Below are 13,965 nucleotides of genomic sequence, written 5' to 3' on the forward strand. Positions count from 1 at the left end.
AACTTTTCGGGGTCACAACATAAAAGGGGGTCTAATTAATTAAGCTGTCTTTTGCTTGTCCGAATGGGCAGATGATGAAACGCTTGGGGTGAAGAGACAAAATACTAATGAGAGTACTAGACCTGCCATCATGAACCCACCAAAAATCCAAGGCGATGGCCCATACGATTTCGCCATAGTTGTCCAGAGCATTGGACCAAATCCAACAATTGCGGCAGCCACTTGATAACCGACGGATAACCCCGTGTAGCGAACCTTTGCTGGGAAGAGCTCCGAGAATAATGTTCCCTGTGTAGCAAATATAGCTCCCCAGACAACTCCAAGAACAATTACCTCCATAATATAAAGCCAGGCACTTCCTTTATTGATCATTGAAAAATATGGTACCGCTAAAAGGAACATTAGAATCAATCCACCAACGTAGATGACCTTTCTTCCGATAAAGTCTGATAAATATCCAACGATCGGGATGGTTAACAGCATAGTGGCACATCCAACGGTTAATGCACCAAGAGCAGTTTCACGTGAGTATCCCAAATAAGTTGTGGCATAAACCAAAATAAATGACATAATAAAAACATTAAAATAGCCGTCCCCAATTTTTAACCCAATTGCTCGTACGACATTTCTCCAGTCATGACGAAAGGTTTCAATGATCGGCACCCTTGCAATATCACCGCTATCCTTTTGCTGTTGAAAGTCTGGTGTTTCTTCTATTCCTTTTCTAATCCAAATTGCAATAATGATTAACACTCCACTTAGGAGAAATGGGATTCTCCATCCCCATGTTATGAACTGGCTATCAGTAGTCAAGTAATTTATAATGGTGAGACTAAAAGAACCTGCAACCAACCCAATAGGAACCCCTAATTGAGGGATTGATCCATACAATCCTCGCACACCTTTATGTGCATATTCTGTTGCTAATAAAATAGCACCTCCCCATTCACCACCTAAGGCAATTCCTTGGATAAGCCTCAACGTAACAAGTAAAATCGGACCTATTAATCCTACTTGGTCATAAGTTGGAAGAACACCAATGAGCATAGAGCTGCCTCCCATACCAACAAGGGTAAAAATAAGTGCTGCCTTTCTTCCGATGCGGTCGCCTAAATGACCGAACAATATACTGCCTATTGGTCGAGCTGCATAGCCGGCACCAAATGTAACAAATGCGAGAAGTAGTGAAATAGCTGGATCGTGATTTGGAAAAAATAAACTTGTAAAAACTAATCCGGTTGCTGTCCCATATAAATAAAAATCATACCATTCAATTACTGAACCAACCAAGCTTGCTACAAGAACACGACTCTTTTTCATCTAACATACTCCCCCTTACCCCTTCGCCCAAATATACGCACCGTTATCCACATCAATTAATTGGACTGTGTCATCAATTTGTACGTCATCTGCTGTTCGTCCGGTAATCCGTTCCCCGGTTGGGAGATCGACTAAGACGACGTAATAAGGGGTTAAGTGTTTAAATTCAACGGAAGAGACATTGATTTTTGTGAAGGAATATACTTTTCCCTCGCCATCGAGTTCCTTTGTTGTAAATGCAGTTGATTTGCAGGCAGGGCAGATCAATCGTTTGGGTACACTCGTTTTTCCACATGATTCACAAACATAGATTGATAGTTTCATTTTTTTACCTCCCATTTGTAAAAATGTGGACTGTGGAATACGATCCTGTTCCACCTAGATTTTGGGCAAGGGCAATTCTTGCTCCCTCCACTTGATTACAAGCAGTTCCTCGTAATTGTTGAACGACTTGGTAGATTTGCGCTAAGCCAGTGGCACCAATTGGATGTCCTCTTGAAAGCAATCCGCCGCTTGTATTGACAGGAACCTTTCCACCATGTTTGGTTTGTTCCGCTTCTATCAGTTTCCAGCCTTCCCCACGTTTAGCCAATCCTAATGCTTCAATCGCCAATATTTCCGTCATTGAAAAACAATCGTGAAGTTCGATGACATCAATATCATCCGGACCAAGACCTGCTTGTTCATAAGCCATCGAAGCGGATTGATTGATCGCACTAATAGTTAATAAATCCTCCACCTCTTGGGCTTGAGTTGGACCAGATGCTTGAGAAGAAGCGATAACGCTAATTCCCTTATCCCCTCGGGTTAGCACAATGGCAGCTGCTCCATCTGTTATCGGTGAGCAATCGAATAATCCCAACGGTTCTGTAATCATCCGTGCATTCATAATTTCATCTAAAGTAGCCGGATCACGATATTGTGCATTTGGATTATTTCTAGCATATTCACGATTTTTCAATGCAACCAACGCCAGATGCTTTTTCGAAGCCTCTGTTTCATAAAAATAACGGTTGGCAAGAATACCAAAAAATCCTGGGAACGATAATCCCACTTTTTTCTCATTGCTATCCGTATCCATTGCGGCATTAATTGCCTGCATAACGACATCGGATTGGGCATGTTTCATTTTTTCTCCACCTGCCACAAGGACCGTATCGTAAATACCGGCCTCAATCATTTCACAGGCATGGCGAAAAGCAATCCCGCCGCTTGCACAAGCACCTTCCATTTTTACCGTGGGAATCGGTCCAAGTCCTAAGTCATGAGCAATTAATGAACCTAATATTTCTTGATTAGCGAGGGCCCCAGACATAAAATTCCCGATAAAAACGGCATCTATTTTTGGAAAACTAGCTTCCTTTAATGCTTGAAAACTAGCTTCCAGCAGTAATTGTTTAAGAGATTTATCGGCTAGTGTTCCAAATTTCGTCATTCCTGTTCCGATAACAGTGACCTGTTTCAACTATGAACACCTCCATATATTTTTTTCATTTCTTTTTTTAAAATTTTCCCATAGGAGCTTTTTGGTAATTCATCAATAAATTGAATGAGCTTAGGCTTCTTAAAACTGCCCAAATGCTGCTTACATAGCTCCAGCATTTCTTCTTCTGTCGCTGTATGTCCTTCCCTTAAGACAATAAAAGCTGAAACCATCTCACCCCATTTTTCATCGGGAAGTCCAATTACACAGGTTTCTTTAACGGAGGTATGTTTATTTAGCACTTCTTCAATTTCCCTCGGATAAATATTTAATCCACCCGAAATGATTACTTCTTTTTTCCGATCAACGAGATGCAAAAATCCACGATCATCTACCCAACCTAAATCGCCTGTGTAAAGCCAGCCATCTTGAAGTGTTTCCTTCGTTGCTTCTGGATTATTCCAATAACCTTCCATGACCAGTGATCCTTTGCAGATAACTTCTCCTACATCACCTTGCTTCACTTCTATACCTTTTTCGTCCACTACTTTCATCTCAACAAACGGTCCAGTCATCCCACAGGATTCCAGACGCTTTCCTAGTTCCTTCCGCGGCATAATTGTAATCGCCATCGGAGCTTCCACCTGACCATACGTTTCGACAAATTTCTCCCCAACTTGATCCAATGCAAAGCGTAATTTGCTTGCAGCAATTGGAGAACCAGCCATATTAATGCTTTTTACATGCTTTAATTTTTTCGGATCAAAGTTTTTTCCTTGAACGAGTAAATTCACAATCGTTGGTACGAGGAAAATCACGCTCACTTTTTCCTTATAAATGTCATCTAAAAAGTCTTCCGGATCAAATTTATCGAAAATGACTTGGGTTAACCCAAATAACCAAGCAGCATGGGAGAGAAAATTACTTCCATGTGTTAATGGAGCAACATGCCCAATTACATCATCCCAACTAATCTCACAAGCTAGCGATAACGATAGGGCACCAGAAACGATATTGCGGTGTGATAATGTGACTCCTTTTGGTTTGCCTGTTGTTCCAGATGTGTACATAATCGCAAAATGATCATTTTCCTGAATATCTACCTCTTGAAAAGACTGATCTGCTTCTTTAATAAGTGTTTCATACATGTCTCCAACCGTTATTTTCGGGATATGTAACGAGATACAATCGAGTAATTCCACTTCTCCGATGAGAATCATCGCACCTGACTGCTCAATCATATATTCATGTTCTGAAGGGTGCAGTCTATAATTTAATGGAACTTTGATAAATCCTCCAAATGCACATGCCAAATCAAGCTCAATATGTTCAGATCGGTTTGACATTAAGATCGCTACCCGATCACCTTTTTTAACTCCTTTTCCTTGGAGAAATGAGACAATTTTATATGTTCTACTTTCTAATTCTCCATATGTGTGGATAATATCTTTATATTTAACAGCCGGTGTATTTTTAAAAGTAAGAAAAGCTTTCTTTGCATAAGATGCGATTGTTTCCAACTACTTTTCCCCCTCTTTATAAAAATTGAAAACTCGAAATTCTGTACCGGGAATCGCCTCTCGAATTGCTACTGCATCAGAAGAGGCAGTAACAGAAAACTCAACAGTAACAGCAACCGAATTCCCACCTTCAAGAAAGTGACCACCGGCAATTTTGCCCTTCTCATCGATAAAAATTCCATGAAGATGAATGTCTGGACTGCCATCCTCTTTCACACCGATAAAGCCATTTCCACTAAGAAGCTCGACTGTTTTACTTTCCTTAATTGGTGTTGTATAGGTGTATTCCCCGTTCACTTTTTCTAATATGCAATAATTCACTGATTTCAAAGAGCCAATACAATGAAAGGCTCCCGCTCGAATATTGTTTTTTTCACATTGCTTTAAAATACCTAATAGCAAATCATCATCTTTCGCGAGACTTCCTAATAAAATTCCTTTTTCTTCATTATATTGAGAATGTGACTGCCGCATGCTCTCTTCCCCCTTTGTTTACACATTCTTCTTACTTATGCAAATACTGCACCACCACATACGCGAAGTGTTTGCCCAGTAGTATAGCTAGATTCTGGCGTACTAAAATAACATACTGCTTCAGCAATATCTTCCGGCTGCCCCATACGCTTCACAACTTGATTATCCAGATTATAGGCGATCCCACTTGTAATTCTTGATTCGACCGCACCAGGTGCCACACTATTACAAGTAATGCCCTTTGCACCGAGCTCTTTTGCTACCCACTTCGTTAAAGCAATTACTCCACCTTTACTTGCAGCATAAGCAGGTCCCGATCTTCCCTTCCAGCTATTTGCATCAAATCCGGAAATATGCCCGCCATTCATTCCCGAAATCGAACTAATATTTACAATTCGTCCATATCCCCGAGAAACCATATGTGGATAAAGGACCTTTTGCGTAAAGAAGAAAGTGGCTTTTAAATTTGTGTTTAAGTCGCGATCCCAAATTTCTTCTGTCATTTCTTCAATATCAACACGTCCGCATGTTCCTGCATTATTAATTAAAATATCGATTTTTCCAAACTCTTCAACCGTTTGATCAACAACTGATTGAATTTCATCATTATCGCGAATGTCGATTTGATGGGATCGAACCTTGCTTTCCGGAAATTCCAATGTGATTTTTTCTACCATCTCACTTGCATCGATTAAATCAACAATCACTATATTGGCACCTTCTTGGGCAAGCCTATATGCACATCCACCGCCAATTCCACCAGATGCACCAGTTATTATCGCTACATGACCTTCAAGTTTCCCCATTTAGAACAGCTCCTTTAATTTTGTTGGCCCTTTTCAATCTGAAAAGGGGCCGATAATTATTTGATCCCCATTAAATTAGGTAAAAATGTTGACAGTGCTGGAATATACGTAATCAAAAGCAAAACAATGACAGCCGATATTAAAAATGGAACGATAGCCTTTGAAATTTTATGGATCTTCACATTTCCAATCCCGCTAGCTACATATAAATTCAATCCGACTGGCGGTGTAAATAATCCGATTGCAAGGTTGACTGTCATAAAGACACCGAACACGGTTGGATCAATATTGAAGTGTATAATCACTGGAATTAAAATCGGAACAAAAATATAGAACGCAGAAATCGCATCGATAAATGCACCAGCAATTAACAAAATAACATTGATGATTAATAGTGAGACAATTGGACTGGATGAAAGACCTAATAACGAATCCGACATTGTTTGTGCAATTTGTTCAGTTGTAATGATATACGCGAATAAGGATGCGGCACTGACAATAAATGTGATAACTGCTGTTTGGATCGACGCATCATAAAGAATTTTAAAAATATCTTTTATACTCAATTCACGATAAATAAAGATCCCGACGATAAATCCGTAAAAGACAGCAACAACAGCTGCTTCTGTTGGGGTAAATATTCCTCCGTAAATACCGCCAAGAATAATGACTGGTATTAAAAGCCCCCAAATCGCACTGCGGAAGGCTTTAAAAACTTCCTTTCCAGATGCTCTTTCTCTTTTTTCTAAAGTAGCAGCAACCTCTTCATTGCCAATCGACTGCCTAACTAAGCCTCTGTTTTTTACATAAAGCGCCGAAATAATGAAACCAATTCCCATTAATAATCCTGGAATAATTCCGGCAACAAATAAACGTCCAATAGAAATACTAATCTGATCACCAGCAACAACGGCAAAAACGATGAAGGCAATACTTGGAGGGATAACAATCCCAATAGAACCGGAACTTGCTAACAACGCACTTGCCGATTCTCGTTTCATTCCATTTTTCACAAGGGCCGGAATGAGAATACTTCCGATTGCAGCAACCGTAGCTGGTCCAGACCCCGAAATAGCAGCAAAGAAAATTGCTGTTATGACAGTTACAAAGATCATTCCGCCTTTAAGATGACCGACACATACATCAGCAAAATGAATCAAGCGCTTCGAAATCCCTGCATAATCCATAATGACTCCGGCAAGGACAAAGAACGGAATTGCCAGAAGTGTGAATTTCGCAACACTGGAATATAACACATCCGGTACGAGTGCAAGATTATCAATTCCTCCACTTACTAAGAGAACAACAATGGAGGAGACCGCTAAGGAGATTGCGATCGGAATTCTAATGATAACGAGTAGGGCAAAGATCCCAAATAGTAAAAGTGTTGTCATGCTTTAACCCCACTTTCATTAGCTTTCGTTTCTTTCCATTCAATGAAGCCAGCTTCAATCGCCCGATATAAACCAAATAGACAACCAATCGGAAATCCTAATGTAAAAATCCATTGATGCAAGCCCAGTGCGGGTGTCATTTGATTCGATTCTACTTGAAAACTGACCATGTCATAGCCAAAGTAGACAAAAACGAGAAAGATGACGGAAATAAGTGTGCTGCTAAAAACAATTAGCACTTTTTTGGGTACGCCGGTTAACTTATCAAATAACATAGAGAAACCGAGATGGGCATTGTTTCTAATCCCCGCCGCAGCACCTAAAAAGGTAACCAGGACAAATAGGTTAACGGTCACCTCTTCCGTAAATGAAATAGAGTAATGGAATAAATAGCGTGAAACGATATTAGCAAATGCTACTAGACTCATTACACCTAATGAAACTGCTAAGACAGTATTTTCTATATAAGCAATTATCTTAGACATGAACGTTCCCCCTCTTAGCTTTCTTGAAAGGCTTTCAACAAGTCAGCTCCCCAATCTTTTTCATACGTTTTATAAATATTTTCTGATGCTTTTTTAAATTGTTCGATTTCAGCATCGGTTGGATAATAAAATTCCATCCCAGAATCTTTTAATTCTTGAATTTGTTTTTCTTCTTGTTCACGAGCTAATTTAATTTGATACTCATTCGCATTTTTTGCAGCTTCTTTAATAATTTTTTGATCGTCTGGACTCATACTGTCGAATTTCTTTTTGTTCATACCGAAAATTAACGGGTCATAGGAATAATTCCACATTGAGATGTATTTTTGAACTTCATTTAGCTTAGAAGAATAAATAACGTCAATTGGGTTTTCTTGACCATCAATCGTATGTTGCTGTAAAGCTGTAAATACTTCAGAGAATGTCATAGCCGTTGGATCTGCTCCATACCCTCTCCATAAATCGGTATACATTTTGATACCTGGAATACGTATTTTTAATCCTTTCAAGTCTGGAGGCGTTTTAATTGGATGAACACTGTTAGTAACTTGTCTAAAGCCGTTTTCACCAAAGCCTAATGTTTCGATGCCTTTTTCTGAGAGGATTTTCTTTAACTCTTCTCCACCTTTTCCATTCATTTTTTGATCAACTTCATTTAAGTCTTTAAATAGAAATGGGGCACTGACAACACCGAGACGAGCGTCGAGAACAGAATAGATAATAGGTGAATGATAGCTGAAATCGGTTGATCCTTTTACAAGCATTTCTACACCTTTGGCAGAATCGCCGCCGGATAATTGTTCATTTGGATAAACCTTTGTTTTGATTCTTCCATCTGTTTTCTCTTCTACTTCCTTCGCGAATTTCTCCGCGGCTTTATACCATGTTGAAGATTCAGAAACGGTAACAGACATTTTTAGGTTATAACTTTTTTTCCCTCCAGAGGCGCTTTTTGAGCTGCCACATCCCGCTAATGCAACCAACAAAATAGCGCTCACAATGATTAGTGCTAGTTTTCTCCCCTTCATTTACAATTCCCCCTTGTTTATAAATCCTAGTCTTAATGAAAGATCTTTTGTTGCGTGTTTTCCAAGAATAATCGCTTTTTCCATTACCTCATCATCAAATCGATAGGATAATCCGGCGACACAGAGTGCACCTGCCAATTCGTTTCGCGCATTATAAATGGGGAAGGCAATTCCCTTTAATCCTTTCTCCCATTCTTCACGGTCAATGGCATAGCCATTTTTCCGAACCTTTTCTAATTCAACTATCAGTTGAGTCCTGCTCGTAATCGTATTCTCTGTATGCGCTTCCAATTTGTTTCTTAAAAAATATGAATCTAGTTGTTTTTCGGTTAGATGTGCTAAGTATAGTTTCCCGGATGCGACACAGTATAATGGTGCATGTTTTCCAACTCCCAATACAATGCGGGCAGCTGATTGGCTTTCCATTTTTTCTACATAAAGAACTTGATCCCCTACAAACTGTGCCAAGAAAGTACTTTCATTTACTTTTTCTGCGATGGATTGGAGATATGGTCGTGCAATACTGTTGAGGTCTAAGTTGTCAGATGCCTTTTGGGCAATTTGTAACCATTGTTGTGATAAGTAATATTTCTCTTGATGGTCTTTTGTGATGTAACCTAACTGGTCAAAGGTGGAAAGAAAACGATGAATTGTTGCTTTATTGCTCTTTGCTTTGCTTACCATTTCGGTAAATGTCATTGGCTTCTCTGCAAGCATTTCTACTAATTTGAATGCCTTCTCTACAGTTTTAAGAACCTCTGCGAATGGAATCACCCCCGTATTTGGTTTCATTATTCGGAACCCTAGTTACATTTTACGGGATTATTATAAATTAGATATTTTTAAATTGTCAATATGTTATTAATATTTATATTTTTACGATAAAGTTATTGTTTATTAGATAGAAAGTATAGTAAATTGGTAGTATTTAATATGTTGGAAGGAATAGTCGGAGGTAATTCTATGAAGATTTTCCAATTTTGCATGAGGATGTTATCGAAGTTTTTGCCTTTATGGATTGTTTTGTTGTCGATTATTGCTTATGTTTTTCCAAATACTTTTCGTTCGATTAGAAGCTTTACAGGAATTGGATTAGGGACTATTTTTCTTTTAATGGGGATGTCACTTTCAAGTCAAAGTATTTTGTCTGTATTGAAAAAGCCGAAAAATGCATTGATCGGGGTCGCATTGAAATGGATCATTACAGTAGGTGTAACAATCGTGATTGCCTTTCTATTCTTTCGGACAGAACCTGAAATCGCAGCCGGGGTCATTTTAGCTGGTACTGTTCCTAGTGGAACATCCGCTAATTTATATACATTTATTGCCGGAGGAGAAGTTGCATTAAGCATCACGATGGCCACGATGGATACAATCATCTCACCACTTTTGACGCCAACACTTGTCCAAGTTTCTGCCGGAAAATTTATTGAAATTGCTTTTTTACCATTATTTTTAAATATTATTTATATCGTGTTCATCCCTCTTTTTATTGGGTTATTCTTGCAATGGAAGTGGTCCGATAAGGTGAAGTATGTCCAACCTTATACGTCATTTATTTCTACTATTGCGTTATTTATTGTCGTGTTATCCGTTATTTCGGGAGCGCAACAATCCTTGCACCAACATATTGAGTTGCTCCCGCTGATCTTTATCGCCGTCTTTTTTCAAGTATCGATTCCAATGATAGCCGGCTATTGGATCGCGCGGCACTTTAACATTGCAGAACCAAGCAGTAGATCCATTCTTTTTCATGTAGGCATCTGCAATACCGCCCTATCTTCAACCCTTGCCATGCAACACATCAGCTCCGTTGCCGCCGTGCCAGCCGTTGCCAATATGGTCGTCAACCTAACCATCGGCGCACTTGTTGCAAACATGTTATCCTATAGGGACAAAACGGAAGTATCGGCCAGAAGGTCGGACTAGTGTGGGAAAATAAACAAGTTTACTTTCCCACTAGTCTTCCTTACGTTCATAATGGACAAGTATTTTCAATTTCTCCGATAGTTCTTCAATAAGTTGATTAGCTGATATGCCTGCTTCGTTTCCCTTTTGGTATCCGAAGTCTAGTATTCTTTTAAATTGCAATTCTATATCCTTTTCTTCCATGACATAGTCCCCCAATAGTTATTTACAAAAATTTTAATTCACTATTATCCGTCTATCGTATTGTTTAAATCATAGTTATTGTATGTATTCCATTAAGAATGGTGTAGTAAAGATGATGGACAGCCATTTTATTAAATTAAATTTCAGTAATTGTACCACAATTTTTTATACTTTTACAATATTCGTCAAAATATCAGCTTTTTCCTTCTTCTTTTCACTTTTTTAGGAAGCTGACCATTTCAGATGACCTGCCACTTTTTACATAAAAATTAAAAAACTTTGACATAATGAAGATAATGTTTTAAATTAGAAATATACGAATGATTTTCAATGAAAATGATTTCAATATTCGTGTTTAGGAGTGTTATTTATGGAAAATGTATTTGATTACGAAGATATTCAATTAATTCCTGCAAAATGTGTGGTAAATAGTCGCTCGGAGTGTGATACATCGGTAAAATTAGGCGGACGTACATTTAGATTACCTGTCGTTCCAGCCAACATGCAGACAATCATCGATGAAAAGGTAGCCCTTTTCTTAGCAGAAAACGATTATTTTTATATTATGCATCGTTTCCAACCGGAAAAGCGATCAACGTTTATTAAGGACATGAAATCTCGCGGGTTGTATGCGTCGATTAGCGTTGGTGTGAAAGAGGAAGAATATCAGTTCATTCAACAGCTTGCTGAAGAAAACCTAGTACCTGAATATATTACGATTGATATAGCGCATGGACATTCCAATGCAGTCATCAATATGATTCAACATATTAAAAAGTACTTACCAGAAAGCTTTGTGATTGCCGGAAACGTTGGAACTCCTGAGGCTGTTAGAGAGCTGGAAAATGCGGGTGCAGATGCTACAAAAGTCGGAATTGGGCCCGGAAAAGTTTGTATTACAAAGATTAAAACGGGTTTTGGGACAGGTGGTTGGCAATTAGCTGCGCTGCGTTGGTGTGCAAAAGCAGCAAGCAAGCCAATTATTGCAGATGGTGGTATCCGTACACATGGGGATATCGCGAAATCAATTCGCTTCGGTGCATCGATGGTGATGATTGGATCCTTATTTGCAGGACACGAAGAATCTCCGGGTGAAACGTTTGAGAAAGATGGAAAGCTTTATAAAGAATACTTTGGCTCTGCTTCTGAATTTCAAAAGGGCGAAAAGAAAAACGTAGAAGGCAAGAAAATGCACGTAGAACATAAAGGTAAATTACAAGATACACTAATTGAAATGGAACAAGATCTTCAATCCTCTATTTCATACGCAGGCGGAAGTAAACTAGATGCTATCCGTAATGTAGACTATGTCGTTGTAAAAAATTCAATTTTTAATGGTGACCGAGTGTACTAACTCTAACTAAAGCTTGGACCGATATTATATAAAAGAGCACAGCTTTTCATTTGAAAAAGTTGTGCCCTTTTTATTGTCGGATAGGGCCCATATCCCTCAAACGACTTTCAATTCTATTTGTAAAATTTGATATAGCTCTTCGAGTTTCTGAATTTGATAGGTTGGAATAACGTCAGTATTGTTGCTCTTCATACTAGGATTAAACCAACATGTGTCTATTCCTGCAGTATATCCACCCCGAATATCTGCACTTAATGAATCCCCGATAATTAATGTTTTTTCCTGAGAGAAGTGAGGAATTCGGGCAAAGACATAATCAAAGTATTCCTTCATTGGCTTCTGGTATCCGGTATCTTCAGAAACAAAGATATCCTTGAATAGTGAGTATAAGCCGGAATCATGTAGGCGTTTATATTGAGTCTCGGAGATGCCATTTGTTACGATATAGAGATCATATTTTTGCCGCAAATTTGATATTAATTCAAGTGCTCCATCAATCCGCTGATGTCCTTCAGCTAAATAACTACTATATTTCTTTCCAAGAATAGCCCCATCAACCTCTTTGCCATATTCCTTTAAGAAGATTGAAAAGCGAGTATTCACTATCTCATCACGAGTAATTGTTCCCTCTTCAAAAGATCGCCAAAGACCTTGATTGAGTAAATCATATCTCGCTTTCATTTCGTCTGTTAAAACTATTTCTTGATCTGCAAACAGCATACGTAACGCTAAATCCTCGGCCGCTCCAAAATCCAATAACGTATCATCTATATCAAAAAGTAAAGTTTGATAGGTTTTCATAAAAATGCCTCCAATTCACATCCATGTTGAGAGTTGATTGGTAATATACCATAAGCATGAAAAGCTTATTTTACAAGAAATTTATTTATTAATATTCTACCATAAGTTTCAACCTCTTGTTTTTAGATCCCTTTTTCTACAATTAATCAAATAGGAAAAATACAGGTTGCCATCGTCTCCATTTGTATAGAACCCGGTTTCTTGTGATAAAATGATAGCAGTTAAGCACATGCTTGAAAAAGAATTGAGGTCATTTTAATGAAGGTTAAAATCAATCGTAATGCAGCAAAAGTGATGGATAAGATGTTAAAGGACGAAGAATCCGAAGGAAAGATGCTTCGCGTAATTATTACAGAAGTACATGGTGACCATGCCCATTACGCACTGCAATTTGATCATCCAACAGAGCATGATGAAATTGTCAAAACAGATAAAGGAATCGATATTCTGTTAGACAAACGCGATGAAGACTATTTGGATGGGGTATGGATTCAATTTTTCTATGTACCCGAGGAAGAGTTTGTGATCACTAATCCGACAAAAGGAAATCATGGACATTAAAAGGGATAGTACTCCACTATCCCTTTTTCACCTTATTTCTCAACATTAGTGAACCTCTCCAAATCATAGATTTTGTTGGAGCATCCCTTATCTTAAATACAGTACAAAATCAGCAGATAAGACACCTTTCATGTCTCTAGCGCTTGATTCAGACTAATGAATGAAGACAAGGTTTGTTCAGTTCTTTTTGACAACTCAGGAACTTTTGCCTGAAGAGCCAACCATTTCTTTTCAGAAATGGATTTTTGCATGCCACGAATAAAATAACGGGCCCCTATATTATACGAAGCTTGTAAATCTGCATGATACACTTTTCCTGTCGTAAACGTAGCGAGGTCCTTTTTAGCATTTCGTTGCACTTTTCCAGAGCCATCAAATGCTAACACACTTGTATTGCGGGCGTTAATCCTTGAAATTCTCATTCCTAGGTAATGGGCCATTTCTTCGACTTTATTTTGGATTCCTTTCTTTCGCCAGTACCGAAGTTTGAAACGCAGTTTTTTCGCACCCCAAAATCCTTTAGGCATTTTCATCTGATCAAGGTACTCGAATACAATCACATCACACCTATGCTCTTTCGCGAATGTAACAATTTCATGTGAAGTATCGTTCACGATTTGTTTTTGCAAACCGTTTATTCTTCTCCAAAAATTTGGCGCAGTAATTCTCCCTGAAATGGATTGTGCT

At 38.5% G+C, this 13,965-nt stretch carries 15 protein-coding genes and 1 pseudogene; 3 read left to right on the forward strand and 13 right to left on the reverse strand.

Annotated elements, in window-relative coordinates:
* Positions 1–39: 39 nt before the first annotated feature.
* Genes B5V89_RS17180 through B5V89_RS17225 form a run of 10 tightly spaced genes read right to left on the reverse strand, consistent with a single transcriptional unit; the run spans position 40 to position 9,242 of the window.
* The gene (locus B5V89_RS17180; protein WP_108073195.1) at positions 40–1,320 is read right to left on the reverse strand and encodes an MFS transporter; all 1,281 of its coding nucleotides are present in this window, start codon (positions 1,318–1,320) and stop codon (positions 40–42) included.
* Between the two features lie 15 nt (positions 1,321–1,335).
* Positions 1,336–1,644, reverse strand: a complete 309-nt coding sequence (locus B5V89_RS17185; protein ID WP_181294702.1) for a Zn-ribbon domain-containing OB-fold protein — start codon at positions 1,642–1,644, stop codon at positions 1,336–1,338.
* A 4-nt stretch (positions 1,645–1,648) separates the two neighbouring features.
* Complete coding sequence (locus B5V89_RS17190) at positions 1,649–2,785, reverse strand: thiolase C-terminal domain-containing protein (RefSeq protein ID WP_108073199.1); 1,137 nt, start codon at positions 2,783–2,785, stop codon at positions 1,649–1,651.
* Positions 2,782–4,263 carry a class I adenylate-forming enzyme family protein gene (locus tag B5V89_RS17195; RefSeq protein ID WP_107920469.1) on the reverse strand — a complete coding sequence of 494 codons (1,482 nt, stop codon included), beginning with the start codon at positions 4,261–4,263 and terminating at the stop codon, positions 2,782–2,784. The genes B5V89_RS17190 and B5V89_RS17195 overlap by 4 nt, the downstream gene beginning before the upstream one ends.
* Positions 4,264–4,737 (reverse strand): PPC domain-containing DNA-binding protein, encoded by a 474-nt coding sequence (locus B5V89_RS17200; protein ID WP_107920470.1) that lies wholly within the window; start codon positions 4,735–4,737, stop codon positions 4,264–4,266.
* Between the two features lie 35 nt (positions 4,738–4,772).
* Positions 4,773–5,543, reverse strand: coding sequence for an SDR family NAD(P)-dependent oxidoreductase (locus B5V89_RS17205; RefSeq protein WP_107920471.1), 771 nt, complete (start codon positions 5,541–5,543; stop codon positions 4,773–4,775).
* A 56-nt stretch (positions 5,544–5,599) separates the two neighbouring features.
* Positions 5,600–6,937, reverse strand: a complete 1,338-nt coding sequence (locus tag B5V89_RS17210) for a TRAP transporter large permease (RefSeq protein ID WP_107920472.1) — start codon at positions 6,935–6,937, stop codon at positions 5,600–5,602.
* Entirely contained in the window at positions 6,934–7,422 is a 489-nt protein-coding gene (locus tag B5V89_RS17215; protein ID WP_107920473.1) for a TRAP transporter small permease, read from the reverse strand. The genes B5V89_RS17210 and B5V89_RS17215 overlap by 4 nt, the downstream gene beginning before the upstream one ends.
* A 14-nt stretch (positions 7,423–7,436) precedes the next feature.
* A complete protein-coding gene (locus tag B5V89_RS17220) occupies positions 7,437–8,450 on the reverse strand; it encodes a DctP family TRAP transporter solute-binding subunit (protein ID WP_107920474.1) in 1,014 nt (337 codons plus the stop codon).
* Complete coding sequence (locus tag B5V89_RS17225) at positions 8,451–9,242, reverse strand: IclR family transcriptional regulator (RefSeq protein ID WP_108073201.1); 792 nt, start codon at positions 9,240–9,242, stop codon at positions 8,451–8,453.
* Positions 9,243–9,413: 171 nt separating this feature from the next.
* Between B5V89_RS17225 and B5V89_RS17230 the strand changes: the two genes are divergently transcribed.
* Positions 9,414–10,379, forward strand: a complete 966-nt coding sequence (locus B5V89_RS17230; protein ID WP_108073203.1) for a bile acid:sodium symporter family protein — start codon at positions 9,414–9,416, stop codon at positions 10,377–10,379.
* A gap of 30 nt (positions 10,380–10,409) precedes the next feature.
* Here the strand turns inward: B5V89_RS17230 and B5V89_RS20235 are convergent, their stop codons facing one another.
* The gene (locus B5V89_RS20235; RefSeq protein WP_160331419.1) at positions 10,410–10,562 is read right to left on the reverse strand and encodes a YwzD family small protein; all 153 of its coding nucleotides are present in this window, start codon (positions 10,560–10,562) and stop codon (positions 10,410–10,412) included.
* A gap of 370 nt (positions 10,563–10,932) precedes the next feature.
* Between B5V89_RS20235 and guaC the strand changes: the two genes are divergently transcribed.
* Positions 10,933–11,916 (forward strand): GMP reductase, encoded by a 984-nt coding sequence (gene guaC / locus B5V89_RS17235; protein WP_108073205.1) that lies wholly within the window; start codon positions 10,933–10,935, stop codon positions 11,914–11,916.
* Between the two features lie 96 nt (positions 11,917–12,012).
* Here the strand turns inward: guaC and B5V89_RS17240 are convergent, their stop codons facing one another.
* A complete protein-coding gene (locus B5V89_RS17240) occupies positions 12,013–12,717 on the reverse strand; it encodes a YjjG family noncanonical pyrimidine nucleotidase (protein ID WP_066228850.1) in 705 nt (234 codons plus the stop codon).
* Positions 12,718–12,975: 258 nt separating this feature from the next.
* Between B5V89_RS17240 and B5V89_RS17245 the strand changes: the two genes are divergently transcribed.
* A complete protein-coding gene (locus B5V89_RS17245) occupies positions 12,976–13,278 on the forward strand; it encodes an iron-sulfur cluster assembly accessory protein (RefSeq protein ID WP_066228847.1) in 303 nt (100 codons plus the stop codon).
* Between the two features lie 128 nt (positions 13,279–13,406).
* Here the strand turns inward: B5V89_RS17245 and B5V89_RS17250 are convergent.
* Positions 13,407–13,965: pseudogene (locus tag B5V89_RS17250) on the reverse strand (IS200/IS605 family element transposase accessory protein TnpB); the annotation flags it as partial.

This window comes from Heyndrickxia sporothermodurans (genome assembly GCF_003055045.1).
Classification (GTDB): Bacteria; Bacillota; Bacilli; order Bacillales; family Bacillaceae_C; genus Heyndrickxia; species Heyndrickxia sporothermodurans.